The sequence below is a fragment of the Pseudomonas sp. NFACC41-3 genome, from assembly GCF_900109505.1.
GTDB classification, from domain to species: Bacteria; Pseudomonadota; Gammaproteobacteria; order Pseudomonadales; family Pseudomonadaceae; genus Aquipseudomonas; species Aquipseudomonas chlororaphis.
On sequence record NZ_FOAE01000001.1, the window covers coordinates 361,182 to 386,763 of the forward strand.

Below are 25,582 nucleotides of genomic sequence, written 5' to 3' on the forward strand. Positions count from 1 at the left end.
TTTGTGCCTGACGATTGGCACACAAGACAGTACAGTTTTTGCTGACACTGCCCTGTATGGTCGACTATTGTGGCAACTGTCCCAGTACACTTATGAACTGTTCCGGTATCGTCATCCACAAGAATAAAATGCCGGTGAAATCGAGTGCAGCGTCATGACCAATCTCTTGCTTTATCAACGTATCGCTCAGCAGCTGGCTGAAGATATCCGTCGTGGTGTGTACCAGCCCGGGGAACGCGTGCCTTCGGTACGCAAGATGAGTTCCCAGCTCAACGTCAGCCACGCCACGGTGCTCCAGGCCTACGCCAATCTCGAGGATCAGGGGCTGATCCGCGCCCGTCCGCAGTCGGGCTATTACGTGCACCAGACCCCGGCGCTGACCGCGCCGACCCCGGACATCGCCCGGGTCGAACGGCCGGGCCTGGTGACGCGCAGCAGCATCATTCATCAGGTGTTGGTGGAGTCGCGCCGTGAAGGCGTGTTTCCGCTGGGCGCCGCGGTGCCGAGCGTCGATTACTTGCCGGTGCGGGCGTTGCACCAGCAACTGGCCAAGGTCACCCGTTTCCATAGCCCGCGCGCCTTCAGCTACATGTTCAGCCCCGGCTTCGAGCCGTTGCGCCGACAGGTGGCGATTCGCATGCGCGACGCTGGCGTGGTGGTCGACCCTTCCGAAGTGGTGATCACCCACGGCTGCGTGGATGCCCTGCAGATGTCGTTGCGCGTGCTGACCCGCCCGGGCGACCTGATCGCCGCGGAGTCGCCGACTTACTACGGCCTGTTGCAGCTGGCCGACCTGCTGGGGCTCAAGGTCATCGAGATTCCCAGCGACCCTTCCACCGGCATGAGCCTGGAGGCGCTGCAACTGGCGGCCAACCAGTGGTCGATCAAGGCGCTGGTGTTGACCACGCGCCTGAGCAATCCACTGGGCGGCACCATGCCGGAAGAGCGGCAGAAACAACTGCTGCGGCTGGCCTCGGATTTCGATATCCAGGTGGTCGAGGACGATATCTACGGCGAACTGATGTTCGAGGTCGGTCGTACCAAGGCGCTGAAAGCCTATGACCGGCTGGATCGGGTGATCTATTGCTCGAGCTTTTCCAAGACCCTGTCACCCGGCGTGCGCATCGGCTGGATGATTGCCGGCAAGTTCCAGCAGGAAATCCAGCGCTTGCAGACCTTCAGCACTCATTCGGCCTGCAGTGTCACGCAGATGGGCGTCGCGGCCTACCTGGAGAACGGCGGTTACGACCGGCATCTGCGTTTTATCCGCCAGGAGTACCGCAAGAACCTCAGTGCCTTTCAGCTGGCGGTGCAGCAGTACTTCCCGGAGGGCACGCAGATTACCCGTCCGAACGGCGGTTTCATTCTCTGGGTCAGCCTGCCGGGGCGGGTCAATACTCAGGAATTGCATGTCCGGGCATTGCAGCAGGGCATCAGTATCGCGCCGGGGCTGATCTTCAGTAATACCGAGCAGTTCAACCACTGCATTCGCCTCAACTGCGGTACCCCATGGAATCGCGAGGCCGAACGGGCACTGATGACCCTGGGCATGCTGGCCAGCCAGCTGTGCCAGGAGGCCGCGGGCGGTTTTTGAAGGATCGGTTACCGTGCTTGTTTTCGCGCGGTCAACAGGCGAGCATATGGCTCTTTGCCGCCGATCCTGTTGTTTCCCTATGAAAGCGATTTTTCCTGTTGCCTGGGTATTGGTCAGTGTATTGAGTGCTTTCGGCACGGCCAGCGTTCTGGCGGCTCCGGCCCAGGAAAAGGTCGCGGCAAGCGCCACCGCGAATAAATCGCAGAAAACCGCGGCAGCCAAGAAAGCCGCGCCGGTAAAGAAGGCGGCAGCGACCAGCAAGGCCAAGCCCAAGACCAAGGCACAGAAAAGGCGCGCGCCGATCGCTTCCAAGTCCAAGCCTGCCAGTGAGATCGTGAAGACGCGTTTGCCTTCGGCCAATGTGGATCTGAGCCTGCCGCCGGAAATGGTCAAGCAATTGCAGCCGATCGGTTCGGTCAACCAGCCCAAGCGCACCCCGTTGCTGCCGCCGATGTTCGGCGAGAAACCCAAGGACGACAGTCCGTTCCAGCTCAACGGTCGCTTGCTGAGCAACGAAATGCAGTTGCAACTGCGCAATGACGAACGGCGTGATGTGGAAGGCGCGGCGCTGGATTTCGAGTTCAAGCAGTAAACCTCATCCTGACTGTGACCCGCAGCCCTGACGCTTTGTCGGAGACTGGTCAGTCACGCGAGCCTGAGCGTAAAAACCAGTGGGCGGCCAATTTCAAACGGCTGTTTTAGCGGTTACTCTAGTCCGCGTCATTTCAATACTTTGCCCGTCGCGAGGAGCTTGTCGTCATGAACTGCCGTGAAGGCTGTGGCGCCTGTTGCATTGCCCCTTCCATCAGTACCCCGATTCCTGGAATGCCCGATGGCAAACCGGCCGGAGAACGTTGCATCCATCTTTCTGTCGAACTGCTGTGCGGTTTGTTCGGCCAACCCGAACGGCCCGCCGTCTGTGGTGCGTTCCAGGCCGATGTCGAAGTCTGCGGCGACAGCCGGGAAGAGGCTATCCGCTTGTTGGGCTGGTGGGAGCAAGTGACGGCGGCGTGAAGTGTTTTCAATGAACGGAACTTCAACAATAAGGAATAAGACAATGGGTTCGCTGCATCGAATTGCTGTGCTCTGTGGGTTGACCGTTCTACTCTCGGCAACCGCCCACGCCGAAGATTGGCAAACGGCCAAGGATGAAGACGGCATCAAGGTCTCCTTGAGTGAAGTGGCCGGTTCCAAATACAAGGCGTACCGGGGCGTGACCACCATGAAAACCAGCGTGGCCAAGCTGCGCGCTTTGCAGGACGACGTGACGGGCGCCTGCGCCTGGATTCACGAATGCAAGTCGCAGAAACTGCTCAAGCACGAAGGCGAGCAGAGCTGGACCTACACCCAGTTCAATACCCCATGGCCGGTCACTCCGCGTGATTCGGTGCTGCACGTCACCACCAGCGAAGCGGCCGATGGCAGCCTGACCCGCAAGCTCGAAGGCGTACCGACCTACATTCCCGAGGAGAAAGGTTTCGTGCGTGTCGCCCAGGTCGAAGGCTTCTGGAAGTTCGTGCCCAAGGGCGCGGACCAGGTCGAAGTGACCTATCAGGTGCACACCGAACCGGGCGGCAGCGTGCCGTCCTGGCTGGCCAACAAGTTTGTCGTGGATGCGCCGTTCAACACCCTCAAGGCATTGAAGGCGCGCGCCGAGAAACCGTAAGCGCCGATCGTTGCGAAAAGGCTGCCCCAGGGCAGCCTTTTTTAATGGCACCGCCGGGCCCTTGGTTTGAACGATCATTGGTTCTTCAGGGTCGACATCTTGTGAGTCCATCCATGGGCTTCATCAAGGAGGCACTGATGCAAAAGTGGCAAGTCACTTTCGTTGACGATCATGGTGTCCAGTCAGTCGAGCAGTTCGACTGTGAGCAGCGGCCCAGCATGGAGGAGGCGGCACAATTGATTCGCGCAAAGCTTCTGCCGGTTCCGGCCGAGCTTGACCTCAACGATCTGGAAGGACGCACCGACGACCCTACGCTCAAGAGCCTGAAAGATCAGAACAGCATTCAAATCCTCAGCATTACGCCGATTTAATCTTTAATGCGCAAAGCCCCACCGAGCTTTAACCCAGACCTTGGCAGCGCCTGCGTCTTGGCGCTACTCTGCATTCGAGATCAGCGAATGAATCGCTAAGGTCTGGTCTTGTCAGCTACATGCTTGTTTCCTGGCGGCGATCTTCTCGCCGCAAGCCTGCACCGTGCGGTGACAGGCAAGGAAGTACGGAAAGTCTATCCATCGGTTTGAGGAGGACGTTTCATGAGCACAGCCTATCAAGAAGACATCAGCAGCAGCGTGCTGCGCCGCATGAAAGAAGGCGGTTTCGACTTTTCACGATTCCATCCCATCGAGTTCTACGCCATTTTCCCGGACGAGGAGCGGGCACGCAGGGCGGCAGGGCAGTTCCGCGGTGAATCCTTGAATGCCCAGGTCAGCGTGCGCGATGACGGCGCCTGGTACCTGGAGCTGAGCAAGGTGATGTACGCCACCTACGGCGGCATCGGCGATTTCGAGCAGGACTTTGAAGCGGTGGTCGCGCCCCTGGGCGGGATCATTGAAGGTTGGGGCGTGAAGCAGGAGGTTCGAGGGCGACTCGTTTAGTGCATATGAATAGCGTCAAGACTCAGCATCGGCTGACCTTCGGGTCGGCCGATTTCGTTTCTGCCCCCGGGTTCCTACAAAAAAGCGGGTAAAAAAAGGCCACCCGCTGAGGGTGGCCAAAAGGGAAGACCGGTAGGAGAGGAAACCGGTCGGGGACATTCCGGGGCCGGCTGCCATTGGCGCCATGAAGGGTGGGGCGTCGACTGCGCACCGTGGTGGTGCTGAAGTCATCTGCGCTGTTGCAACGAATTCTGCGCAGTTTTGCCCAAGCGGTGAAATCAAGTCTGGCTATGCCGTCGATAGCCACTATTGCCCAGGCTGCTTACGTCCCGCCATATGCTTCAGATACCCCACCAGCAACTCCAGCTCGGCATCCGGCAATACGCTGCTTGCGAAGGCCGGCATCTTCGCCTGTGGCCAGCGGCGCAGGCTCTGTGGGTCACGGATATAACGCTTGAGGAAGTCCGCACCGAAATACTCGGTGGGGCTGTAGGGGATATTCAGGTCCGGGCCGAACTGCGAGTCGCCGGCGCCGTTGAGACGATGACAAGCCAGGCAGTTCTTCTGGAACAGAGCGAAGCCCTGGTTCACCGGGTCGCCGGCCGCCAGTGTGGGGGCCGGGCGCAGGGCCGGGAAACGCTCGGCTACCGGCGCCAGGCGCTTGATGCTCGCCACTTCGAATGGCCATTGCTCGGGGCTGATATGACCGGCCTGCGGGTTGGTCCACACCATGTAGAAAGGTCCGGCGCTGTGCTTGCCTTCAGCCAGGGGCGGCCAGGGCTTGGTCGGGTCTTCGATGGCCAGCCAGGCCTGGGCGCCGTCTTGGTTGAGCAGGGGGGCGGCGGGCAATTCGGCGGCGAAACCGTCCAGGGCGACAGCCTGCAGATGGTCATCAGCCTTGATGCCGGTGAGCAGGGCCGAGATCGGCACCGCGCGGTAACTCATGTCGCGTTTGTACGACACGTCATCCTTGACGGTGACGGTCCGGGCCTGAGGGTGCTTGAGCAGTTCTTCGGTCTGCCAGGTGCGACTGCCGGCCCCCAGTTCCAGGGTCAGCTGCGCGGCATGCACGGGTGCGGTGAGCAGCAGGGCGCTGCACAGGAGAATAAGAGATTTCAATTGATCGCTGTTCCGTCGCTGGGGTGGAGAGCAGCGCGTACGGCCTGTCTCCAGTTTTCTGATAAGCGCGACGACGCCCTGATTCAGCGTGGCCGCGGCGTCAGAAAGAGTGGCACACAAGCGCCTGCCCCGGTAGCGAACCGGAGCACAAAGATGCAATTGCGTGACGGGATGGCCACGCCTCTAGCCGATCACTTTGGTGATATTCGGCAAAATCAGAAGCAAGGTGGTTGCGAACAGAATGAGCCCCGCTTGACGGACTTTCGAATGCTTGAACATGGCTGAATGCCTTTTGTTGTTATTCCTGAACATCAAATGCATGCCTGCCGCTTCACTCTGGTCAGGCGATGTGTCCCTTTTCTTACACGTGCACCGGCAAGACCCGGCTGCAACGATTCACTGCCTACAGTTCCTACCTTAGGGGCCTTGTAACCCTTGGCTTAGATCCATTTCATATCAGCTAATAGGCGGATGCTTTAAAAAACGCATGAGGCTTATTGCCATCTTCTTGCCCGGCCTTTGTCTAGACAGTTCCGTTATGCGGCGGGCGGAATCCATTAGCTCACTACCGTTCGTCTGAGCGTGACCGTCAAGGTCAGTGAGCGCATCGGTCATTGAATCCGGGGCCCTCGGGGCCAAGAGTGGGAGCCCTGTCATCATTCATCTGCACAGCGGTTCGAGGACGTCATGACCCAGGCTTTGATATTCGATGCATTACGCACCCCCCGTGGCAAAGGCAAGGCCGACGGCGCCCTGCACAGCGTCAAGCCGGTGAACCTGATGGCCGGGCTGCTCGGTGCCCTGCAGCGGCGTACCGAACTCGACACCAGCCAGGTCGACGACATCGTGCTCGGCTGCGTGACGCCGATTGGCGACCAGGGGGCCGACATCGCCAAGACCGCAGCGCTGGTCGCCGACTGGGACGTCAGCGTGGCCGGAGTGCAGATCAACCGCTTTTGCGCCTCGGGCCTCGAAGCGGTGAACCTGGGCGCGATGAAAGTGCGCTCCGGCTTCGAGGACCTGGTGGTGGTCGGCGGTGTCGAGTCGATGTCGCGGGTGCCCATGGGCAGCGACGGCGGTGCCTGGGTGCTCGACCCGCAAACCAATATGCACAGCCATTTCACCCCGCAAGGCATAGGCGCGGACCTGATCGCCACCCTGGAAGGTTTCAGCCGTGAGGATGTCGACAGCTTTGCCCTGCAGTCCCAGCAGAAGGCCGCGCGGGCCAGGGCGGCGGGGGCTTTCAGCAAGTCCCTGGTGCCGGTGCAAGACCAGAATGGCATCGTCCTGCTGGATCATGATGAGTTCATACGCGCCGACTCCACCCTCGAAGGCCTGGGCAAGCTCAAGCCCAGCTTCGAGATGATCGGCCAGATGGGTTTCGACGCCACCGCCTTGCGGGTCTACAGCCATGTCGAGCGCATCCACCACGTGCACACCCCGGGCAACAGCTCAGGGATAGTCGATGGCGCGGCGCTGATGCTGATCGGTTCCGAAGCCAAGGGCCAGGCGCTGGGCCTCAAGCCACGGGCGCGGATCGTCGCCACGGCGGTCACCGGTACCGATCCGACCATCATGCTCACCGGGCCGGCGCCGGCCACCCGCAAGGCGCTGGCCAAGGCCGGGCTGCGGGTCGAGGACATCGACCTGTTCGAGGTCAACGAGGCCTTCGCCTCGGTGGTACTGAAGTTCATCAAGGACATGGCCATCGACCCGGACAAGGTCAACGTCAATGGCGGCTCCATCGCCATGGGTCACCCGTTGGGCGCCACCGGCTGCGCGATCCTCGGCACCTTGCTCGACGAGCTGGAAGCGCGGCGCCAGCGTTACGGCCTGGCGACCCTCTGCGTCGGCGGCGGCATGGGTATCGCCACCATCATCGAACGCCTCTGAGCCCTGACTTCAAGGACACACTTTCATGACCCAAGCCATCCGTTACGAAAAGGGCCAGGACCAGATCGTCGTTCTGACCATCGACATGCCGGGCCAGAGCGCCAACACCATGAACGCGGTGTACCGCGAGGCCATGGCCGCCTGCGTGGCCCGCCTGCAAGCCGAGCAGGAATCGATTGCCGGGGTGATCGTCACTTCGGCGAAAAAGACCTTCTTCGCCGGCGGCGACCTCAATGAATTGATCAAGGTCGGCAAGCCCGAAGCCCAGGCCTTCTATGACATGGTGCTGACCCTCAAGGGCCAGTTGCGGGCCCTGGAGACCCTGGGTAAACCCGTGGTCGCGGCGATCAACGGCGCCGCCCTGGGCGGTGGCTGGGAGATCTGCCTGGCCTGCCATCACCGGGTGGCGCTGGACGATTCGTCGCTGCAGGTCGGCCTGCCGGAAGTGACCCTCGGCCTGCTGCCGGGCGGTGGCGGGGTGGTGCGCATGGTGCGTTTGCTGGGGCTGGAAAAAGCCCTGCCGTATCTGCTGGAAGGCAAGAAGGTCCGACCGCAGCAGGCGCTGAAAGCCGGCCTGATCGACCAACTGGCCAGCGACCGCGACGACCTGCTGGCCAAGGCCAGGGCGTGGATTGTCGCCAACCCGGCGGCCAAGCAGCGCTGGGACGTGGCCGGCTACCAGATCCCCGAGGGCACGCCGTCGCACCCGAAAGTCGCGCAGATGCTGGCCATTGCGCCGTCGATCCTGCGCAGCAAGACCCAGGGCTGCCTGCCGGCGCCGGAGAAAATCCTCTGTGCGGCAGTGGAGGGCGCCCAGGTCGATTTCGATACCGCGCAGTTGATCGAAGCCCGCTATTTCACCGAGTTGACCACCGGCCAGGTGGCGAAAAACATGATCGGCACCTTCTGGTTCCAGCTCAACGAGATCAATGCCGGTGGCTCCCGGCCCCAAGGCTTCGCGCCCTATGTGACCAGGAAGGTCGGGGTGCTGGGTGCCGGGATGATGGGCGCCGGGATCGCTTACGTCAGTGCCGTGGCCGGTATCGAAGTGGTGCTCAAGGATGTCACCCAGGCGGCGGCCGAGAAGGGCAAGGCCCATTCGGCGGCGTTGCTGGAGAAGAAGGTCGCCCGTGGCCAATTGAGCGCCGAGCAGCGTGACGCCACGCTGGCGCGGATCCGCACCACCGAGCAGGACGCCGACCTGGCCGGGTGCGACCTGATCATCGAGGCGGTGTTCGAGGATCGCGAGCTCAAGGCCAGGGTCTCGTCGGCGGCGCAGCAGGTGGTGGGGGCACAGGCAGTGATTGCGTCCAACACCTCGACCTTGCCGATCAGCGGCCTCGCCAGGGCCGTACCGGATCAAGGCAAGTTCATCGGCCTGCATTTCTTCAGCCCGGTGGAAAAAATGCCCCTGGTAGAAATCATCAAGGGCGAGCAGACCAGCGACGAAACCCTGGCGCGCGGTTTCGACTTCGTCCAGCAGATCAAGAAGACCCCGATCGTGGTCAACGACAGCCGCGGCTTTTTCACTTCGCGGGTGTTCGGCACCTTCACCAACGAAGGTATCGCCATGCTCGGTGAGGGTGTGGCCGCGCCGATGATCGAGACCGAGGCGCGCAAGGCGGGTATGCCGATCGGCCCGCTGGCGATCTGCGACGAGGTTTCCCTGAGCCTGCTGAGCCATATCCGCCAACAGACCGCCAAGGACTTGCAGGCCGAAGGCAAGTCGTTGCCGGAGCATCCGGCTTTCGCCGTGATCGACCTGCTGCTCAATGAATACAAGCGCCCAGGCAAGGCGGCGGGCGGTGGTTTCTACGACTACCCGGCCGGGGGGCAGAAGCACTTGTGGCCGCAGCTGAAAACCCGCTTCGAGAAAGCCGATGGGCAGATTTCGCCGCAGGACGTGCGCGACCGGTTGTTGTTCGTGCAGGCCATCGAAACCGTGCGTTGTGTGGAGGAGGGCGTGTTGCGTTCGACGGCCGATGCCAATATCGGTTCGATTTTCGGTATCGGCTTCGCAGCCTGGACCGGCGGGGCCTTGCAGTTCATCAACCAGTACGGCCTGAAGGACTTTATCGCCCGGGCCCAGTACCTGGCCGAGCAATATGGCGAGCGTTTCGCGCCGCCGGCGCTGCTGCTGGAGAAGGCCGCCAAGGGCCAGTTGTTCTGAGGTTGAAGGGACTGAAGTGATGCATCGCGGGGCTTGCCTTGATCGGGCGTTTCAAGGCAGGCTCTGGGGTGTTCATTATTCCCATCACGTGTCAGGTATTTTTTATGTCGCTACGCATCTGCATTCTGGAAACCGACATCCTGCGTCCAGAATTGGTCGACCAATATCAGGGTTACGGGCAGATGTTTCAGCGCCTGTTTTCACAGCAGCCCATCGCTGCCGAATTTACCGTCTACAACGTGATGCAGGGCCACTACCCGAGCGATGACCAAAGCTTCGACGCTTACCTGGTCACGGGGAGCAAGGCCGACTCCTTCGGTACCGATCCCTGGATTCAAACCCTCAAGACCTACCTGCTGGAGCGTTATAAGCGCGGCGACAAACTGCTGGGCATCTGCTTTGGCCATCAGTTGCTGGCGTTGCTGCTGGGCGGCAAGAGCGAACGCGCGACCCAGGGCTGGGGCGTGGGTACCCACAACTACAAACTGGCGGCCAAGGCGCCCTGGATGAGCCCGGTGATGGAAGAGCTGACGCTCTTGATCAGCCATCAGGACCAGGTGACTGCCTTGCCGGAAAACGCCACGGTCATCGCTTCGAGCGATTTCTGCCCGTTCGCGGCCTATCACATCAATGACCAGGTGCTGTGCTTCCAGGGCCACCCGGAGTTCATCCACGACTATTCGCGGGCCTTGCTGGACCTGCGCCAGCAGCACCTGGGCGAACAGGTCTATCAAAAGGGCATCGCCAGTCTGGGCCGGGATCATCACGGCAACACCGTTGCCGAGTGGATGATGCGTTTTGTGGCGCACAAGCCGCAGGCCGGATCGGTTTGAATCCATAGCCGCATCGCCAGCCGGCTCGCTTCTACAACGGCCTCAAGGCCCTTGCAGGAGCGTCCAGCCCGGCTCTGCTGTCAGAGCCACCCCGAGCGCTTGAAGCTCGCCCACAACCCCGTACAGCCCAGCACCAGAAACGCCAGCACACCGAAGTAGCCGTAGTGCATCTTCAGCTCGGGCATGTTGTCGAAGTTCATTCCGTAGATCCCCGCCACCGCGGTCGGGAACGCCAGGATCGCCGCCCAGGCGGCGAACTTGCGTTGCACCACGCTTTGTCGCGAGGCCTCCAGCAGCACGCCGATCTCGATGGTCTGGCTGGCGATGTCGCGCAAGGTCGCCAGGTCTTCCATCTGCCGGGTGACATGGATCTGCACGTCGCGAAAGTACGGGCGCATGTTCTTGTCGATAAAGGGGAAGCTGAGCTTCTGCAGCTCTTCGCTGATCTCCACCATGGGCGCTACATAGCGGCGCAGGCGCAGCACATCGCGACGCAGGCTGTGGAGGTGCTGGATATCCCCCTCGTTGAGCGAACTGCACAGCACGCTGTGCTCCAGTTCGTCGATCTCGGCATGGATCGCTTCGCTGACCGGCTGGTAGTTCTCGGTGACGAAATCCAGTAGCGCGTAGAGCACGAAGTCTTCGCCGTGCTCCAGCAGCAGCGGTCGTGCCTCGCAGCGCTGACGCACGAACCCATAGGATTTGGAGTGGCCATTGCGGGCAGTGATGATGTAGCCGTTGCCGGCAAAGATATGGGTTTCGATGAACTCCAGCTTGCCGGCTTCGCGCACCGGGGAGTAGGTGACGATAAACAGCGCGTCGCCGAAGGTTTCGAGTTTCGGCCGGCTGTGTTTTTCCAGGGCGTCTTCGATGGCCAGTTCGTGCAGGTTGAACTGGCGCTGCAGATTGGCCAGCTCCTGGGCGTTGGGTTCTTCGAGGCCGATCCAGACGAAGTGCCCGGGTTTGGCAGCCCAGGCCGCCCCTTCGTCGAGGGTGATATCAGTGACTTTTCTACCTGCGCTGTAGACAGCGGCGGCAACAACTCTACCCATGGTTCCTGTTCGCTTCTTCTTATCGAAATGAGGAGTGAGACTTCGTGCAGCTTAGCCCCATGACTGATCAGAGTCAGCCTGTTGGGCGGAGTTCGCCGGCAATAAAAAAGCCCGCACGCGGCGGGCTGTTTTCAGGCGGTCTGTAGCTGGCGGTCCATCGACTCGATGCACTCGCGCATCTGTTCGCGACACTGCTCGATCAGCCTCGGCATGTCGTCCAGGCTCAGCCCGGCGGTGGGGATCGCCGGCAGCGAGCGGATCAGTATCCTGCCACTGCGCCAGCGGTTGAGGCGCATGTGGCGGATGTAGCTGCTGGCGCACACCGGGACGATCGGCACGCCGGCGGCGATGGCCATCTGGAAGGCGCCTTTCTTGAACGGCAGCAGGTCTTCGCCGAGGTTGCGGGTACCTTCCGGGAACACCCAGATCGAGGTGTCCTTGTGTTGCAGGGTGTGGGTGGTGGTCAACATCGAGCGGCGCGCCTTATGCGCGTTGCCACGGTCGATCAACACATTGCCCGCCAGCCAGAACAACTGGCCGAACAGCGGCACCCATTTCAGGCTCTTTTTACCGATGCACACGGTGCGCCGGGGCACCACGTTGCCGAACACGAACAGGTCGTAGTTGGACTGGTGGTTGGCGATGATCACGCAGCTCTTGGGCTTGTCCATCAGCGGCCCGACTTCGGCCTTGACCCGCAGGCGCAGGATGCACATGGCTGGCAAGGCATACAAACGCGCGCACAGACGGCTGTTATCCGGGTTGAACGGGCGGCACAGCCCCAGCCCCACGCCGAGAATTCCCGCTGCAACAAAATGCAGGCCCATCAATAACATACGAAACAGATACAGCATCTACAGGCCCACCGGGGACAAAAGGTGGCGCAGTGTACGGATGTGCACTGTTTTCGGCAATTACCTGTATAGAGGGGGAAGATGGCCGATGTTTAAGCGCATGTTTCCGACTCGTTGCTCAGTGGCGAACTAGAGCGTCGCGCCAGTCTTTCTCGTGGTGCGGGCATAAAAAAGCCCGACGCGCGGGTCGGGCTGTGGGCGGTGGGTCCAGGTTTTAGCCCAGGTGTTCCTGATCGAGGATGATCGCGTTGTCCAGGGTTTCCAGCAGCGCCTTGCGCACTTTCAGCTTGGTGTTCTTGTGGGCGGTCATGTTGATCTTCTTCAGTTGACGCGCGGCGGCCAGGGCGGCGCCTTGCAGCTCCTCGACGCTCACCACCTTATCGAGGAAGCCGGCATCCACCGCGCCTTGCGGGTCGAACATCTCGCCATTGATCACCGAGCGGTGCAGCGCGGATTTACGCAGGCGGTCACGGGCCAGCTCGATGCCGGCGTGGTGCATGGTCATGCCGATCTGCACTTCGTTCAGACCGATGCTGAACGGGCCTTCGACGCCGATGCGGTAGTCCGCGGACAGCAGCAGGAACGCGCCCTTGGCCACGGCGTGCCCAGGGCAGGCGACGATGACGGGGAAGGGGTGCGACAGCAGGCGACGGGCCAGGGTCGACCCCGAGGTCACCAGGCTCACGGCTTCTTTAGGGCCGGCGGTCATCACTTTCAGGTCGTAGCCGCCCGACAGAATACCGGGCTGCCCGGTGATGATCACCACCGCGCGATCGGTGACGGCCTGGTCCAGCGCGGCATTGAAGGCGGCAATCACATCCGGGGAAATGGCATTGACCTTGCCATTGCTCAAGGTCAGGGTCGCGATACCGTCTTCGAGGTGGTAAGAAATCAACTCACTCATGACGCAATTCCTTGTATTGAAGTGGGGCAGACGTTACTCACGGTCACAGGTCAGGTAAAGCGCTGTGACTGACTGGTGAGTCAGCCCTTTCTGGCCTGACAAGCGTAGCCGGCCACCTGGGGCGCGGATCGGCCCTCTTATATAGCTGCCAGCCAGGCCAGAGATTGGCCGGTTTGCCATGGCGTTGATGCCAGCGCAATGCTGCAATCCGAAGAAATGTCTTAAGCGCATGAAAATTCTCAAAAAAACCTTTGCCATCAGAAAAGCTTTCGACTACATTAGCGCGCCTCGACAGACTGAATCGGTTTGACGAGACACGGTTGGGTGTCCGAGTGGCTTAAGGAGCACGCCTGGAAAGTGTGTATACAGGAAACTGTATCGAGGGTTCGAATCCCTCCTCAACCGCCATATTCGATCTACGCAAAACCCCTGGTTTCCTCGAGAAACCAGGGGTTTTGTGCTTTCTGGGGCTGCTTAATCGCGGCAGTGGGCGAGCGGCTTCTTTGCTGAACGCCGTTTCCCCGCGATGGTCAAAACCATTACGAGTTCGCAACAGCCAAGGTTGCTCCAGCAAGGTATCGATCACGCTGGATACTTGAGTGGTCTTTGGCTTTGTTACCCCTGCGAAGCCTGGCGGTCAAGTCACCTTGAGGGTGAGGTTTTCCGCCGATATCAGGCGGGCATCAGCGTGCGGTTTTCTGTGCTCCGTAATGGCTACGAGGAGACGCACAATGGTCATTCACTTCAAGGTCGCCGGGCATCTGGCCTGCGGCCACAAAGGTTCCAATCTCATATCCAGCACCGAACCGGCGCGGGTCAAATGCCGCAGTTGCCGCAATACCGAGGTGTTCAAGGAAGCCCGTAAGAATCAGCGCAATGCGGCACGTCGAGCGGCGCGCAAGGCGAAGGCTGCGCACACCGCAAGCGATTGGCGCGCAGCCTGGACCCAACGGCTGACGGCCATGGCCGGATTGCAGCGTCTGCCTCGGGGCTTTGATGGGCAGCCGTACGTTTAGCGTTTGTCCCGGGCACCCCACGCTTTCAGGTCTAGAATGGTCAGGCGCATCGAGTGGGGCGATGCTGGTTGTCTGCGGGCGTGGGGTGATGTTGCCGGCGTCGGCAGGCTTTGCAGCTACTCAATCGAGGACACCATCATGTCCACGCACGAACAGGTCACCGAGCATAAATCCTTCTCCGAACCGGATGAGACCCGCGAGTTTTCCAATGGCAAGGCAGAGATCCTGAAGATCGGTCAGTGTGAAGTGGGGCGCTTCACTTTCAAGCCGGGCTGGCGCTGGTCGAACGACATTAAACCGCTGGCGCAGACACCGAGTTGCCAGGCACCGCACTTTCAGTATCACGTGGCCGGCAGGCTGGCGATCCTGATGGATGACGGCACCGAAATCATCGCCGGGCCGGGTGATATCACCTCCCTGCCTAAAGGTCACGACGCCTGGGTGGTGGGGGATGAAACCGTGGTGGTGGTCGACTGGTTCGGGGCCAGCAACTACGCTCGTAAGGTCTAGGTGAAATACACCCGGAAAAAGGAGCTGATGCAAGCCATCAGTTCCTTTTTCAGCGACGATCCACACCCTTGGACGAAGAACTCCAGCTTGGGCCATTCGTCGGTCTTTTCTCTTGTGAACTACAAGTCCTTAAATGACCGGCTAGTCTGAAAAGCCGTGACGGTCGATATTTTCTAGGCAGTCAGGTGCTTGCCGGTATCGACCGGTTGTTGGAGGGAGCAGGGAGATGAGCGATCCTTATATCGAGGACAACGGGGATGAGTTCCCAATCAACAACCTGGTGCGCTGCGGTCAGGCAGCGTTTGACAGCGAGCCACCGGCCAAGGCGTCGGTAGGCAAGACCAGGGCCAGTGCGTTACCCAGGGTGACCCAGACAAAGTTTTTCCCGAAAGCGGCGCTTCCTAAGAGAAGGTAGCCTTCATACATACCGAACGACCCCGCTTCCGGGCGGGGTTTTTGTTACCTGAACAATGGGCCGCCGCGATTGATTTGAATGAAGTTGGACCTTTCGTCTTATCCGTTGCACAGGGTAGCGGGGTTTTCACACTTTATTCACAAACGACTGCGTAGGCTCGACTCATCCGTTAAAGCAAATCCTATTAGCCCGTCTCCCCAGCGGGCTTTTTTTTGCCTGGCTGAAAACTCTTTGCGCAAAAACGGTCCAAGACTGTGACTAAAAGGATCGCAGCGTTCTGCTGTTGCCGCTCAGACTTAGTCAGACACCGCTTTAGAATGACTCTCCAGCATCTTTTTCGAGGTTTACATCATGCGTTTAACACTGCCTGCTCTGGTTTTGGGGCTTCTGGCTGCTCAAGGTGCGATGGCCGCCGGTGATGGCACTGCTGCGGTCGGCGGCGGTTTGGGTGGCGCGCTGGGCAATGTGGTGGGACAACAGATTGGCGGCAGCACGGGCGCCGCGGTGGGTGCGGGCCTTGGCGGCGCTGCCGGCAGTGCGGTCGGTGCCCGTAAGGGCAGTCGGACCGAAGCGGCCATCGGTGGCGGCCTGGGTTCGGCCGGCGGTTCGGTGATCGGCAACAAGCTGGGCGGCAGCACTGGCTCGACCATCGGCGCAGGCCTGGGCGGCGCGGCCGGTGGCGCTTTGGGCAGCAGCATGGGTGACGATGACCATCACTCCGGCGGCAGAAAGCACAAGAATAAACACAAGCACAAGCACGACTGATTCTGCAGCGGTGCGCAAAAAAGCCCGGCCTCGTGCCGGGCTTTTTTATGGGAACGAATAGCGTTCCAGCCCCTCGAATTCAATGAAGGACACACTGTGTCGACGAGGTTTGCCATGATTCCAGAAACCCTAGGCAAGAAAGAACAGGACGCTTCGGGCGTGCCCTTGGTCAACGATCCAGGCAATGAAGATCCGGGCTCGTTGATGGATGACGCCCTGGTGCCGCTGAGCGATGACGATGAGGCAGGCGAGTCGGAGGAAAAGGGCCCGTGAAGTCTGCTTCCAGCACGCCGGCATGAGCGGTGTGAGGTGCCTATGAAGCATGATCCGAAACCTATCGACCGGGATGACACGCCCGAATATCCGCTGCCTTCCCCCACGGATGCGCTGACTCCCGAGCAGATCCTCCCGGATGCCAACGCCGAACAGGAGCTGTCTCGACCCGAGCCGCAGCGCAAGGCGGCCAGGGGCAAACGGCGCACCGCCCCGGGAGGCGCGTCGTGAGCCGCGCAAAACTGCTGAGCCTGGTGTTGGTCGCCCTGGTGTCGATTTTCTGTTTCTCCAGCCTGGTAGAAGCCGCTGATGGACGAGCCCCGGCCAATCCTCTGCTGCGGTCGTTCGAGGGCGGTTCCGGCAACGATCTCATGCTGCGACCAGGAGCCCTGGGCGGGAATGGTGTGGGTGTCATGGACAGCCGTTCACGGGTCGACAAATTGCGCGGCTCTTCCGGCCAGGGCGGCGGCATGGGCTCCACTGGCGTCAATGGTTCCATCATGGGCGGTGGCGGTGCCGGCGGTGGAACCGGCAGCGCGGGCGGTGGCACCGGGGGGCCAGGAGGCGGCAGCGGACGGGCGGGACGCTAGCATGCTTTGTTCACTCATGATGTCGAGACCAGCGAGCCCGGCCTGTCCGGGCTTTTGTCTGCCTGCACGCTGACCCGCGGTTGCTCCCCGTCATCTGCCGCGGCTATGCTGCTGAACCCTTTAATCGGGCAAGAAACTGGCCGTACCTGAGCCGCTCCCCGGGATGTTTTTTGTTAACGGATCAGATGCGATGAATGCACAGTTGAATGACGTGGGCCCGATCAAGGCCGTGATTTTCGATATGGACGGTTTGCTGCTGGACACCGAAGGCATCTACACCGAGGTGACGCAGATCATCGCCGATCGTTATGGCCGCACCTTCGATTGGACGATCAAGCAGAACATCATCGGTCGTGGCGCCGCGGACCTGGCCCGCTACGTGGTGCAAGCCCTGGATCTGCCGATCACGCCCGAGGAGTTCCTGGTGATTCGCGAGCCGCTGATGCGCGAACGCTTTCCCCGGGCGCTGGCGATGCCGGGCGCGCAGGAGCTGGTGCAGCACCTCAAGGCCAATAACGTACCGATTGCCGTGGGCACCAGTTCTTCGCGCCAGTCTTTCGCCCAGAAAACCACCTTGCACGGCGACTGGTTCGCGCTGTTCGACACCATAGTCACCGCCGACGACCCGGAAGTGGGCGCGGCCAAGCCGGCGCCGGACATCTTCCTTACCGCCGCGCGGCGCCTGGGCGTTGCCCCCGAGGATTGCCTGGTGTTCGAGGATTCGCCTTTCGGTGTCACCGCGGCGAAGGCGGCGGGAATGACCGCGATCGCCATTCCCGACCCGGCGATGGCGGACGCCAAGTACGCCCATGCCGATGCCATCCTGCGTTCGCTGAAGGGCTTCCAGCCGGCGGCCTGTGGTTTGCCGCTGCTGCAATGGAGCTAAACCTGTAGCCGCTGCCGCAGGCTGCGATAAGCCCGCCAGGGCTTCAGCGCTCTCAAGTGCGGCGCCTTCTGCGAAATCGATCGCAGCCTGCGACAGCTCCTAAAAAAAACGCCGGGCCACCTGATGAGGGTGGCCCGGCGTTTTTCATGGGCACAGAATCAGGCGCTGAAGCCGCCGTCGATCGTCAGACTGGCGCCGGTGATGTAACCCGCTTCCGGGCCTGCCAGGTAAGCCACGAAGCTGGCGATTTCTTCCGCGTGGCCGTAGCGCCCGATGGCCATCAGCGGGATCAGGCTTTCGGCGAAGTCGCCGTGGGCCGGGTTCATGTCGGTGTCGACCGGGCCGGGCTGCACATTGTTGATGGTGATGCCCCGTGGGCCGAGGTCGCGGGACAGGCCTTTGGTCAGGCCGACCAGGGCCGACTTGCTCATGGCATAGGTACCGCCACCGGCAAAGGGCATGCGCTCGGCGTTGGTACTGCCGATGTTGATGATGCGCGAGCCTTCGCCCATATGCCGGGCTGCTTCCTGGGTGGCGACGAACACGCTGCGGATGTTGATGGCCAGGGTCCGGTCGAAATCTTCCAGCTTGAAGTCTTCCAGCGGGCCGATGGCCAGGACGCCGGCGTTGTTGACCAGGATGTCCAGGCGACCAAAGGTTTCGACCGTGCTCTCGACCGCCTGGCGGATGGCCGCGGCATCGGCGCTGTCGGCGAGGATCGCCAGGGCCTTGCCGCCAGCGGCGGTGATGCTGTCCTGCAAGGCTTCGGCCTTGGTGGTAGAGCTGACATAGGTGAAGGCGACGGCGGCGCCTTCGGCCGCCAGGCGTTGCACGATGGCCGCGCCGATGCCGCGGGAACCGCCTTGAACCAGGGCTACTTTGCCGCTGAGGGATTGAGTGGTCATGTCGTTCTCCAAAAAAGTCCAAGGCGGGCTGCCTTGTGGTTGGAGTCGAGTATCGACTTCGGATTAGGTGCTGTGTAGATAGGAATCGCTCTAGTCTGTATAAACCAGAAGTTTATAGTGAGGCGCCATGGAAACCTTCAGCAGCATCGAATGCTTTGTGCGCAGCGCCGAAGTCGGCAGCTTTGCCGAAGCCGCGCGACGCTTGAGCCTGACCCCTGCTGCGGTGGGTAAAAGCGTGGCCAAGCTCGAGGCCCGGCTCGGGGTCCGGCTGTTCCAGCGCAGCACCCGCAGCCTGACCCTGACCGAGGCCGGCAAACTGTTTCTTGGCGAGGTCAGCGCCAGCCTGTACACCATCCAGAACGCCGTGGCCAACCTGGCCAGCGCCGAAGGGCGCCCGGCGGGCACTCTGAAAGTCAGCATGGGCACGGTGTTCGGGCGGCTGTACATCGTGCCCATGCTCGGCGAATTCCTGCGGCGTTTCCCAGAGATCAGCCCGGACTGGCATTTCGATAACCGTCAGGTGGACCTGATCGGCCAGGGTTTCGACGCGGCGATCGGCGGCGGCTTTGAGCTGCCCCTGGGGGTGGTGGCGCGACGGCTGACCCCGGCTCACCGCATCCTGGTGGCCTCGCCGGACTATCTGGCGCGCTGCGCGGCGGTCGAGCAGCCCGAGGATTTGCAATATTGCGAAGGCATCCTGATCCGCTCGCCACAGACCGGGCGGGTGCGCTCCTGGGCCCTGACCAGCCGCACCCGGCAGCAAAGCCCGCTGAGCCTGAAGGCGCGGATGACCATGAGCGATTCGGAAGCGGCCTGCGCCACTGCCGCCCAGGGCCTGGGGGTGGCCCTGGTGAGCATGCCGTTCGCCGTCGGTTACTTGAACGCCGGCACCCTGGTGCGGGTATTGCCGGACTGGTACGTCGACGACGGCAACATCTCGATCTATTACGCCGAGCACAAACTGTTGCCGGGCAAGACCCGGGCCTTCGTCGACTTCGTGATCGAGCAGTTCGCCGAGCAGGGTCTGGAGCGACGTTTCAGCGCGGTTTGAAGAGGCGTGCAAACCCGCTTCCCTAATAGAAGCGGGCTTGCTCGCGACAAGCGAAGGCTCAGCGCCCGAAGCGCCCTGGCCAGCCGATGATGGTCTTCGGCCGTGGCGTGGCGTAGGTGCGTACCTTGGAGGTGGACAGCCCTAGGCGCACCAGGGATTCGGCGATGGTCACCGCCGCAGTCACGCCGTCCACCACCGGTACGCCGGTGCGCTGGCGGATCTGCTCGTCCAGGCCGGCCATGCCGCCACAGCCCAGGCAGATCACCTCGGCCTTGTCTTCGCTGACCGCCAGTTCGGCCTGGCGCACGATGGCTTCCAGGGCACGCGCCGGGTCCTCTTCCAGCTCCAGCACTGCCAGGCCGCTGGCCCGAACCGAGGCGCAGCGGTCGTACAGGCCGGAGAGTTTCAGGCGGTCCTCGATCAGCGGCACGGTGCGATCCAGGGTCGTCACCACCGAATAGGCGTGGCCGAGGAACATCGCGGTGCTGGCGCCGGCGTCGGTGATGTCCACCACCGGCACGTTGAGCAGCTCCTGCAGGCCTTCGCGGCCGTGCTCGCCATAACCGGCCTGGATTACCGCATCGTAGGGCTGGTCGTAGGACAGCACGCGGTCCATGACGGCGATGGCGGCCAGGTAGCTTTCGAAGTTGCCTTCGATGGAGTCGGCGCCGAAGTGTGGGGTCAGGCCGATGATTTCGGTGCCGGGCGCGGCCACGGCCTGGGCCTGGCGGGCGATGGCCTGGGTGATGGAGTCGGTGGTGTTGACGTTGACCACGAGAATTCGCATGGGCTGTCCTTATCGTTAGGCATTCGGGGCCCGCCGCAGGCGGGCCGTTCAAGGTTAGTGGCTGACGTTATCGACGGCGATGGATTCGCCGCTGACATCCGCATAGTAGGGCTGGCGTTTGGCGACGATCAGGTACAGCAGGCCGGCAATGCCGGCGCCGATCAGCCAGGAGAAGGGCGAGACGCTGGCAAACCCCGGCACCAGGGCCAGGACGATGGCGATCAGCGCCGAGGGAACGAATGCCGCCACCGCCCGCAGGTTGACCCCATGGCTGTAGAAATACGCGCCTTGCGGGTGCTCGCTGTACAGCTCGGGCACGTTGATCCGGCCTTTGCGCAGCAGCCAGTAGTCAACCATGATCACCCCGTACAGCGGCCCCAGCAGGGCACCGAGCCCGGACAGGAAGTACACAATCACCAGCGGGCTGTTGTAGAGGTTCCACGGCAGGATCAGCACCGCGAGGGTCGCGCTGATCAGCCCGGCGCGGCGGAAGGTCAGGTATTTCGGCGCCAGGTTGCTGAGCACGAAGGCCGGGGCGACGAAGTTGGCCATGATGTTCACCGCCACGGTGACGATCAGGAATGCCAGGCAACCGAGTACCAGAAAGAAGGTGTTGGGGATCGAGGCGATGATTTCGGTCGGGCTTTCGATGATCTTGCCGTTGATCTGGAACTGCGCGCCGCAGAGCAACACGGTGATGGCCGCGAACACCAGGATGTTCACCGGCAGGCCCCAGAAGTTGCCGACCTTGATGGTCCGACGGCAGGGCGAAGAGCGGGCGAAGTCGCAGAAATTGAGGATCAGCGTGCCGTAGATCGCCAGCCACAGCGCGCCGCCGGCGAAGATCTGGCGCCACATTTCGCCACCGCTCAACGGCTCGCGGATCGACCAGGCGATGCTGGCGTTGGCCTGGGTGTACATCCAGGCGGCGAGGGCGGCAACGGTCACCAGGATCACCGGGCCGGCAAAGGCCTCATAGCGCCGGACCATTTCCATGCCGTAGGCGAGGATCGCCAGTTGGACCAACCAGATCGCCACGAAACACACCCAGCCCAGGCTCGACAGGCCGAGGATCGAGTTGTGGTCGTAGTCGGCGAAGCCGGGGTGGATGGCCGTGAGCAATACCCGGAACACCACCGAGGCCAGGTAGGTCTGGATACCGAACCAGGCGATGGCGATCACCGCGCGGATCAGCGCCGGAATCTGCGCGCCATGGATGCCGAAGCTGATACGGCTGATCACCGGAAAGGGCACGCCGGTCTTCTGGCCCATGTAGCCGGACAGGTTCATGAAGAAGTACACCAGCGCCGCGCCGATCCCCAGGGACAGGAGGATCTGCCAGCCGCCCAGGCCCAGGGCGTACAGGCCGATGGCGAAGGAGTAATTGGCGATGTTGTGCACGTCATTGGTCCACAGCGCAAAGATGCTGTAGCCACCCCAGCGCCGGCCTTCGACCTTGGTCGGCGCCAGGTCGCGGTTGTGCAGGCGCGGGCTGAGGTCGACCGGCGAAGCGGTGCCGCGGGCGATGCTGGGGTCGAGGTTGGCGTGGGTATGGGAAGAGGGCAAATCCAGTGCGATGTTATTGGAAGGACTTGTACGCATTCCGGCAGGCTCCTGATCGCGGACCAGCGCTGACTGTGCTTGAGCGCAAGGCTCGGCAGTCTTCGGCGCAGTCCGGGAATCACTGGGTTCTGGGCATCTGCAGGCGGATTCGGGAACCCGGCTTGCGGATATAAAGTGTATGTATTTTTTATTTAAGTTGTATACAAGATGCTAGGCGACTTAAGCCACTTCCGTGCCAGATCCCAATCTAAGCAAGCGACCGATAATTTCGGTTTGTTCTTAAGATTTTCTAAGTGACTGAAACTGCGAAACTATAAATTGACCATTCGAACAGGTATTTATTTTTCGAGGGGGTAGGGTGTGAGCGCGATGGAGAATGGCTCAGGGAGGAGGGTGTAACTTTTTGGGGCGTAGAGGCATAAAGTGCACACAAAAATGGCACCTGTGGTGACACTTATGTGTACAAGATTTTTACCGGGAGGAGAGGCTTCTGCAGGAGCGAAGCTGGCTCGCGAGACGGCGTATCTGACACACCGCTTCGCGAGCCAGCTTCACTCCGACAGACCGAGGAAAGAGGATTGGGGGCTTTAGCCCTTGCTGATGATATTGCCAGCGTGCAGGCCACATTCCTTCTGCGTGGCTTCTTCCCACCACCAGCGGCCTTCGCGCTCGTGCTGGTTCGGCAACACCGGGCGGGTGCAAGGCTCGCAACCGATGCTGATGAAACCACGCTCGTGCAGGCTGTTGTACGGCAGTTCGAGCATGCGGATGTAACCCCAGATCTCTTCGCTGGTCATCTGCGCCAGCGGATTGAACTTGTACAGGGTGCGCTCCGGGGTGGAGAAGGCACTGTCGATCTCCAATACCGCCACCTGGCTGCGGGTACCCGGGCTCTGGTCGCGGCGCTGACCGGTGGCCCAGGCGCTGACGGTGGACAGCTTGCGGCGCAGCGGCTCGATCTTGCGGATACCGCAGCACTCACCGTGACCATCCTTATAGAAGCTGAACAGGCCTTTTTCCTTGACGAAGGGTTCGAGCTTGGCGTGGTCCGGCGAAACCACTTCGATGTCGATCTTGTAGTGCTCGCGTACCTGCTCGATGAAGCGGTAGGTTTCCGGGTGCAGGCGTCCGGTGTCGAGGCTGAACACCTTGACGTTCTTGTTCAGCTTCCAGGCCATGTCCACCAGCACCACATCCTCGGCACCACTGAAAGAGATCCACAGGTCATCGCCGAACTCGGCGAATGCCAGTTTGAGAATGTCCTGGGCGGATTTTTGGGCATAGGTCGCGGCGAGTTCAGCGACATTGAACGATGGGCTCATCAGGGCGGTTTCCTACAGGTCGGTGGCGCTGAGCGCTCTAGATACTGGCGATGGTAACAAAATCCGCCCCCGGCTGGCGCGCTCCTTGCGTTGCGTGGGCCAGGGCGAATCGCTAGAGTTCGGCAGTCCTTTTGCTCGCTCGAATAACCAATACAAATGGGAGTGTCCTGTGGAAATTGCCTGTCTCGACCTGGAAGGTGTACTGGTCCCGGAAATCTGGATCGCCTTTGCCGAAAAAACCGGGATTGAATCCCTCAAGGCGACCACCCGGGATATTCCCGATTACGACGTGCTGATGAAGCAGCGCCTGCGGATTCTCGACGAGCACGGCCTGAAGCTCTCGGACATTCAGGAGGTGATCGCCACCCTCAAGCCGCTGGACGGCGCCATCGAGTTCGTCGACTGGTTGCGCGAGCGTTTCCAGGTGGTGATTCTGTCCGACACCTTCTATGAGTTTTCCCAGCCGCTGATGCGCCAGCTGGGCTTTCCCACGCTGCTGTGCCACCGCCTGGTCACCGACGACAGCGGCCGGGTGACCGGTTACCAGCTGCGCCAGAAAGACCCCAAGCGCCAGTCGGTGCTGGCCTTCAAGAGCCTGTATTACCGGGTGATCGCGGCGGGGGACTCGTACAACGACACCAGCATGCTCGGCGAGGCCGATGCCGGCATTCTGTTCCATGCCCCGGACAACGTGATTCGCGAGTTTCCGCAGTTCCCGGCGGTGCACAGCTTTGCCGAGCTGAAGCAGGAATTCCTCAAGGCCTCGAATCGCGAATTGAGCTTGTAACGCTGTACCTGTAGCCGCTGCCGAAGGCTGCGATCGGCCGGTACGGCCGCGGCGTCTTCCCCCAACGCTGAAGGGCCTGCGGCCCTATCGCAGCCTTCGGCAGCGGCTACAGGGGCATGATCAGAGGTTCTGCAACGTCTCTAGCAGGACCTTCACCTTGGTGATGGACTCCTGATACTCGGCCTGCCAGTCCGAGTCCGCGACAATCCCGCCACCGCCCCAGCAGCAGATTTGCCCATCCTTGACCAGCAGGCTGCGGATGGCGATCGAGCTGTCCATCTCGCCACGCACGTCCAGGTACAGCAGCGAACCGCAATACAGCCCGCGCCGGGTCGGCTCCAGCTCGTCGATGATCTGCATCGCGCGGATCTTCGGTGCGCCGGTGATCGAGCCGCCGGGGAAGCTGCCGGCGATCAGGTCCAGGGCGTCCTTGTCGTCCGCCAGCTCGCCGGTGACGCTGCTCACCAGGTGATGCACGTTCGGGTAGCTTTCCAGGCTGAACAGCTCCGGTACCCGCACCGAGCCGATGCGGCAGGTGCGGCCCAGGTCGTTGCGCAGCAGGTCGACGATCATCAGGTTTTCCGCGCGGTCCTTGGGGCTGGCCAGCAGCTCGGCGGCGTTCGCCGCGTCTTCGGCAGCATCCTGGCTGCGTGGGCGGGTGCCCTTGATCGGCCGGGTTTCCACCTGGCGCTCACTGATCCGCACGAAGCGCTCCGGCGACAGGCTCAGCACCGCGCCACCTTCCGACAGGCTCTGGAACCCGGAAAAAGGCGTCGGGCAGGCCGCGCGCAGCGCGCAGTAGGCAACCCACGGATCGCCAGCGCAGGGCGCGCGAAAGCGCTGGGCGAAGTTGACCTGATAGCAGTCGCCGGCCTGGATGTACGCCTGGATGCGCTCGAACGCCTGTTGATACTGCGCGGTGCTGAGGTCAGGCAGCATCGGCCCGCTGAGCTTGAAGCTGTCGTGGGCGCCGGCCGGCGCCTGGCCGAACAGGTCGATCAGGCGCTGGCGTTCGGTGGCGGCGAGGGCGGGGTGGAACACCAGTTGGCTGGTGCGCTGCTGATGGTCGCTGATCAGCGCCCAGTCGTAGAGGCCGAAGCGCGCATCGGGCAGTTGCAGGTCATCCAGGGCCTGGCTGGGCAGGCGTTCCAGATGGCGTCCGAAGTCGTAGCTCAGGTAGCCGATCAGCCCGCCGGCGAAAGGCAACTGGTAAGGCGCCGGGATCGCCGCCTGACCCAATTGGTCCAGGTTGAGCCGCAGGCGTTGCAGGAAATCTTCGCCGCTTTCGTCCTTGAGGACGGCCAACTGGGCCCGTGGCCAGGCGCTGAGCAGGTCGTAGCGGCCGCGCTCGGCACTGGGCCGGCCGCTGTCGAGCAGGACGGCGCCAGGGGCATGGCGGATCGCCGCGAAATACTCGGCGGGGTTGGTGCGATAGGGCAGCGGGTGTACGGAACAGGTCGACATGCGGGGCGGATCAGCCATCGGAGGAGCGCGGCTGGCGATTGTAGTCCCCTCAGGGATTTGCTCCTAGTGGGGATGGCGGGGATTGCCCGGTTTACGACGCATTGCCCGCCTCGCCGCATACCCTGTAGCCGCTGCCGAAGGCTGCGAAAGGACCGAAGGTCCTCGGTGATGTCGAAAGCGGCGCCCGCTTCGCGGTCGGGCGCAGCCTGCGGCAGCGGCTACAGGGTT

Annotated in this window: 28 protein-coding genes and 1 tRNA gene; 20 read left to right on the forward strand and 9 right to left on the reverse strand. The window is 61.8% G+C overall.

From position 1 onward, the window contains the following. Nucleotides 1-154: 154 nt before the first annotated feature. From BMY68_RS01660 to BMY68_RS01685, 6 genes are all read left to right on the forward strand, one after another. Complete coding sequence (locus tag BMY68_RS01660; protein WP_007928140.1) at nt 155-1,594, forward strand: aminotransferase-like domain-containing protein; 1,440 nt, start codon at nt 155-157, stop codon at nt 1,592-1,594. A gap of 79 nt (nt 1,595-1,673) precedes the next feature. Then, entirely contained in the window at nt 1,674-2,186 is a 513-nt protein-coding gene (locus BMY68_RS01665) for a translation initiation factor 2 (protein WP_085530248.1), read from the forward strand. 167 nt (nt 2,187-2,353) lie between these two features. Continuing rightward, a complete protein-coding gene (locus tag BMY68_RS01670) occupies nt 2,354-2,608 on the forward strand; it encodes a YkgJ family cysteine cluster protein (RefSeq protein ID WP_085530249.1) in 255 nt (84 codons plus the stop codon). 43 nt (nt 2,609-2,651) lie between these two features. Continuing rightward, nucleotides 2,652-3,260 (forward strand): START domain-containing protein, encoded by a 609-nt coding sequence (locus tag BMY68_RS01675; RefSeq protein ID WP_009042885.1) that lies wholly within the window; start codon nt 2,652-2,654, stop codon nt 3,258-3,260. Nucleotides 3,261-3,373: 113 nt separating this feature from the next. Next, entirely contained in the window at nt 3,374-3,631 is a 258-nt protein-coding gene (locus BMY68_RS01680; protein WP_085530250.1) for a hypothetical protein, read from the forward strand. A gap of 222 nt (nt 3,632-3,853) precedes the next feature. Next, a complete protein-coding gene (locus BMY68_RS01685; protein WP_009042886.1) occupies nt 3,854-4,195 on the forward strand; it encodes a ribonuclease E inhibitor RraB in 342 nt (113 codons plus the stop codon). Between the two features lie 306 nt (nt 4,196-4,501). On the opposite strand, the gene BMY68_RS01690 is transcribed toward BMY68_RS01685, so the two are convergent. Beyond that, the gene (locus BMY68_RS01690; protein WP_085530251.1) at nt 4,502-5,314 is read right to left on the reverse strand and encodes a c-type cytochrome; all 813 of its coding nucleotides are present in this window, start codon (nt 5,312-5,314) and stop codon (nt 4,502-4,504) included. Between the two features lie 687 nt (nt 5,315-6,001). Here BMY68_RS01690 and BMY68_RS01695 point away from each other — a divergent pair. The 3 genes from BMY68_RS01695 to BMY68_RS01705 all read left to right on the forward strand — a co-directional run bounded on the left by BMY68_RS01695 (nt 6,002) and on the right by BMY68_RS01705 (nt 10,210). Continuing rightward, nucleotides 6,002-7,207, forward strand: a complete 1,206-nt coding sequence (locus tag BMY68_RS01695) for an acetyl-CoA C-acetyltransferase (RefSeq protein ID WP_085530252.1) — start codon at nt 6,002-6,004, stop codon at nt 7,205-7,207. Between the two features lie 25 nt (nt 7,208-7,232). Continuing rightward, entirely contained in the window at nt 7,233-9,377 is a 2,145-nt protein-coding gene (locus tag BMY68_RS01700) for a 3-hydroxyacyl-CoA dehydrogenase NAD-binding domain-containing protein (RefSeq protein WP_085530253.1), read from the forward strand. A gap of 104 nt (nt 9,378-9,481) precedes the next feature. Continuing rightward, on the forward strand, nt 9,482-10,210 hold the full coding sequence (locus BMY68_RS01705; RefSeq protein ID WP_085530254.1) for an amidotransferase: 729 nt from the start codon (nt 9,482-9,484) through the stop codon (nt 10,208-10,210). Nucleotides 10,211-10,290: 80 nt separating this feature from the next. Here BMY68_RS01705 and BMY68_RS01710 read toward each other — a convergent pair whose 3' ends face one another. The 3 genes from BMY68_RS01710 to BMY68_RS01720 all read right to left on the reverse strand — a co-directional run bounded on the left by BMY68_RS01710 (nt 10,291) and on the right by BMY68_RS01720 (nt 13,020). After that, nucleotides 10,291-11,262: a magnesium and cobalt transport protein CorA gene (locus BMY68_RS01710; protein ID WP_009042891.1), complete on the reverse strand. Its 972-nt coding sequence runs from the start codon at nt 11,260-11,262 to the stop codon at nt 10,291-10,293. A gap of 131 nt (nt 11,263-11,393) precedes the next feature. Beyond that, nucleotides 11,394-12,116 carry a lysophospholipid acyltransferase family protein gene (locus tag BMY68_RS01715; RefSeq protein ID WP_085530255.1) on the reverse strand — a complete coding sequence of 241 codons (723 nt, stop codon included), beginning with the start codon at nt 12,114-12,116 and terminating at the stop codon, nt 11,394-11,396. 214 nt (nt 12,117-12,330) lie between these two features. Further along, a complete protein-coding gene (locus tag BMY68_RS01720) occupies nt 12,331-13,020 on the reverse strand; it encodes a crotonase/enoyl-CoA hydratase family protein (RefSeq protein ID WP_009042893.1) in 690 nt (229 codons plus the stop codon). A 318-nt stretch (nt 13,021-13,338) separates the two neighbouring features. Here BMY68_RS01720 and BMY68_RS01725 point away from each other — a divergent pair. The 9 genes from BMY68_RS01725 (at nt 13,339) to BMY68_RS01760 (ending at nt 17,475) form a co-directional block, all read left to right on the forward strand. Then, nucleotides 13,339-13,428 (forward strand) — tRNA-Ser (locus tag BMY68_RS01725). Between the two features lie 323 nt (nt 13,429-13,751). Continuing rightward, nucleotides 13,752-14,036 carry a hypothetical protein gene (locus BMY68_RS01730; RefSeq protein ID WP_085530256.1) on the forward strand — a complete coding sequence of 95 codons (285 nt, stop codon included), beginning with the start codon at nt 13,752-13,754 and terminating at the stop codon, nt 14,034-14,036. Nucleotides 14,037-14,174: 138 nt separating this feature from the next. Next, a complete protein-coding gene (locus tag BMY68_RS01735) occupies nt 14,175-14,546 on the forward strand; it encodes a cupin domain-containing protein (protein WP_007922994.1) in 372 nt (123 codons plus the stop codon). 226 nt (nt 14,547-14,772) lie between these two features. Then, a complete protein-coding gene (locus BMY68_RS01740) occupies nt 14,773-14,961 on the forward strand; it encodes a hypothetical protein (RefSeq protein ID WP_007922997.1) in 189 nt (62 codons plus the stop codon). A 351-nt stretch (nt 14,962-15,312) separates the two neighbouring features. Next, nucleotides 15,313-15,726 carry a hypothetical protein gene (locus BMY68_RS01745; protein ID WP_062823150.1) on the forward strand — a complete coding sequence of 138 codons (414 nt, stop codon included), beginning with the start codon at nt 15,313-15,315 and terminating at the stop codon, nt 15,724-15,726. Between the two features lie 114 nt (nt 15,727-15,840). After that, nucleotides 15,841-15,999, forward strand: a complete 159-nt coding sequence (locus BMY68_RS29790) for a hypothetical protein (protein ID WP_009042898.1) — start codon at nt 15,841-15,843, stop codon at nt 15,997-15,999. 42 nt (nt 16,000-16,041) lie between these two features. Next, nucleotides 16,042-16,230, forward strand: a complete 189-nt coding sequence (locus BMY68_RS01750) for a hypothetical protein (protein WP_009042899.1) — start codon at nt 16,042-16,044, stop codon at nt 16,228-16,230. Next, on the forward strand, nt 16,227-16,589 hold the full coding sequence (locus BMY68_RS01755) for a hypothetical protein (protein WP_085530257.1): 363 nt from the start codon (nt 16,227-16,229) through the stop codon (nt 16,587-16,589). Before BMY68_RS01750 ends, BMY68_RS01755 begins: the two co-directional genes overlap by 4 nt. Before the next feature lie 190 nt (nt 16,590-16,779). Then, entirely contained in the window at nt 16,780-17,475 is a 696-nt protein-coding gene (locus tag BMY68_RS01760) for an HAD-IA family hydrolase (RefSeq protein ID WP_085530258.1), read from the forward strand. Between the two features lie 158 nt (nt 17,476-17,633). Here BMY68_RS01760 and BMY68_RS01765 read toward each other — a convergent pair whose 3' ends face one another. Then, nucleotides 17,634-18,380 carry a 3-oxoacyl-ACP reductase family protein gene (locus tag BMY68_RS01765; protein WP_009042902.1) on the reverse strand — a complete coding sequence of 249 codons (747 nt, stop codon included), beginning with the start codon at nt 18,378-18,380 and terminating at the stop codon, nt 17,634-17,636. Nucleotides 18,381-18,507: 127 nt separating this feature from the next. On the opposite strand from BMY68_RS01765, the gene BMY68_RS01770 reads away from it, so the two are divergent. Beyond that, nucleotides 18,508-19,431, forward strand: coding sequence for a LysR family transcriptional regulator (locus tag BMY68_RS01770; protein ID WP_085530259.1), 924 nt, complete (start codon nt 18,508-18,510; stop codon nt 19,429-19,431). Nucleotides 19,432-19,489: 58 nt separating this feature from the next. Here BMY68_RS01770 and BMY68_RS01775 read toward each other — a convergent pair whose 3' ends face one another. From BMY68_RS01775 to BMY68_RS01785, 3 genes are all read right to left on the reverse strand, one after another. Beyond that, the gene (locus BMY68_RS01775) at nt 19,490-20,218 is read right to left on the reverse strand and encodes an aspartate/glutamate racemase family protein (protein WP_009042904.1); all 729 of its coding nucleotides are present in this window, start codon (nt 20,216-20,218) and stop codon (nt 19,490-19,492) included. Nucleotides 20,219-20,272: 54 nt separating this feature from the next. After that, a complete protein-coding gene (locus tag BMY68_RS01780) occupies nt 20,273-21,820 on the reverse strand; it encodes an NCS1 family nucleobase:cation symporter-1 (protein ID WP_085530260.1) in 1,548 nt (515 codons plus the stop codon). A 548-nt stretch (nt 21,821-22,368) separates the two neighbouring features. After that, on the reverse strand, nt 22,369-23,103 hold the full coding sequence (locus BMY68_RS01785) for a phosphoadenylyl-sulfate reductase (RefSeq protein ID WP_007930635.1): 735 nt from the start codon (nt 23,101-23,103) through the stop codon (nt 22,369-22,371). A 169-nt stretch (nt 23,104-23,272) separates the two neighbouring features. On the opposite strand from BMY68_RS01785, the gene thrH reads away from it, so the two are divergent. Further along, complete coding sequence (thrH, locus tag BMY68_RS01790; RefSeq protein ID WP_009047891.1) at nt 23,273-23,890, forward strand: bifunctional phosphoserine phosphatase/homoserine phosphotransferase ThrH; 618 nt, start codon at nt 23,273-23,275, stop codon at nt 23,888-23,890. Between the two features lie 120 nt (nt 23,891-24,010). On the opposite strand, the gene pabB is transcribed toward thrH, so the two are convergent. Further along, nucleotides 24,011-25,354, reverse strand: coding sequence for an aminodeoxychorismate synthase component I (gene pabB, locus BMY68_RS01795; RefSeq protein WP_085530261.1), 1,344 nt, complete (start codon nt 25,352-25,354; stop codon nt 24,011-24,013). Nucleotides 25,355-25,582: the final 228 nt, after the last annotated feature.

Bases quoted from the DNA above. Each gene is read 5' to 3' on its own strand.
- BMY68_RS01660 (WP_007928140.1), top strand. From the start codon at position 155: ATGACCAATCTCTTGCTTTATCAACGTATCGCTCAGCAGCTGGCTGAA.
- BMY68_RS01665 (WP_085530248.1), top strand. From the start codon at position 1,674: ATGAAAGCGATTTTTCCTGTTGCCTGGGTATTGGTCAGTGTATTGAGT.
- BMY68_RS01670 (WP_085530249.1), top strand. From the start codon at position 2,354: ATGAACTGCCGTGAAGGCTGTGGCGCCTGTTGCATTGCCCCTTCCATC.
- BMY68_RS01675 (WP_009042885.1), top strand. From the start codon at position 2,652: ATGGGTTCGCTGCATCGAATTGCTGTGCTCTGTGGGTTGACCGTTCTA.
- BMY68_RS01680 (WP_085530250.1), top strand. From the start codon at position 3,374: ATGGGCTTCATCAAGGAGGCACTGATGCAAAAGTGGCAAGTCACTTTC.
- BMY68_RS01685 (WP_009042886.1), top strand. From the start codon at position 3,854: ATGAGCACAGCCTATCAAGAAGACATCAGCAGCAGCGTGCTGCGCCGC.
- BMY68_RS01695 (WP_085530252.1), top strand. From the start codon at position 6,002: ATGACCCAGGCTTTGATATTCGATGCATTACGCACCCCCCGTGGCAAA.
- BMY68_RS01700 (WP_085530253.1), top strand. From the start codon at position 7,233: ATGACCCAAGCCATCCGTTACGAAAAGGGCCAGGACCAGATCGTCGTT.
- BMY68_RS01705 (WP_085530254.1), top strand. From the start codon at position 9,482: ATGTCGCTACGCATCTGCATTCTGGAAACCGACATCCTGCGTCCAGAA.
- BMY68_RS01710 (WP_009042891.1), bottom strand. From the start codon at position 11,262: ATGGGTAGAGTTGTTGCCGCCGCTGTCTACAGCGCAGGTAGAAAAGTC.
- BMY68_RS01715 (WP_085530255.1), bottom strand. From the start codon at position 12,116: ATGCTGTATCTGTTTCGTATGTTATTGATGGGCCTGCATTTTGTTGCA.
- BMY68_RS01720 (WP_009042893.1), bottom strand. From the start codon at position 13,020: ATGAGTGAGTTGATTTCTTACCACCTCGAAGACGGTATCGCGACCCTG.
- BMY68_RS01730 (WP_085530256.1), top strand. From the start codon at position 13,752: ATGGTCATTCACTTCAAGGTCGCCGGGCATCTGGCCTGCGGCCACAAA.
- BMY68_RS01735 (WP_007922994.1), top strand. From the start codon at position 14,175: ATGTCCACGCACGAACAGGTCACCGAGCATAAATCCTTCTCCGAACCG.
- BMY68_RS01740 (WP_007922997.1), top strand. From the start codon at position 14,773: ATGAGCGATCCTTATATCGAGGACAACGGGGATGAGTTCCCAATCAAC.
- BMY68_RS01745 (WP_062823150.1), top strand. From the start codon at position 15,313: ATGCGTTTAACACTGCCTGCTCTGGTTTTGGGGCTTCTGGCTGCTCAA.
- BMY68_RS29790 (WP_009042898.1), top strand. From the start codon at position 15,841: ATGATTCCAGAAACCCTAGGCAAGAAAGAACAGGACGCTTCGGGCGTG.
- BMY68_RS01750 (WP_009042899.1), top strand. From the start codon at position 16,042: ATGAAGCATGATCCGAAACCTATCGACCGGGATGACACGCCCGAATAT.
- BMY68_RS01760 (WP_085530258.1), top strand. From the start codon at position 16,780: ATGAATGCACAGTTGAATGACGTGGGCCCGATCAAGGCCGTGATTTTC.
- BMY68_RS01765 (WP_009042902.1), bottom strand. From the start codon at position 18,380: ATGACCACTCAATCCCTCAGCGGCAAAGTAGCCCTGGTTCAAGGCGGT.
- BMY68_RS01770 (WP_085530259.1), top strand. From the start codon at position 18,508: ATGGAAACCTTCAGCAGCATCGAATGCTTTGTGCGCAGCGCCGAAGTC.
- BMY68_RS01775 (WP_009042904.1), bottom strand. From the start codon at position 20,218: ATGCGAATTCTCGTGGTCAACGTCAACACCACCGACTCCATCACCCAG.
- BMY68_RS01780 (WP_085530260.1), bottom strand. From the start codon at position 21,820: ATGCGTACAAGTCCTTCCAATAACATCGCACTGGATTTGCCCTCTTCC.
- BMY68_RS01785 (WP_007930635.1), bottom strand. From the start codon at position 23,103: ATGAGCCCATCGTTCAATGTCGCTGAACTCGCCGCGACCTATGCCCAA.
- pabB (WP_085530261.1), bottom strand. From the start codon at position 25,354: ATGTCGACCTGTTCCGTACACCCGCTGCCCTATCGCACCAACCCCGCC.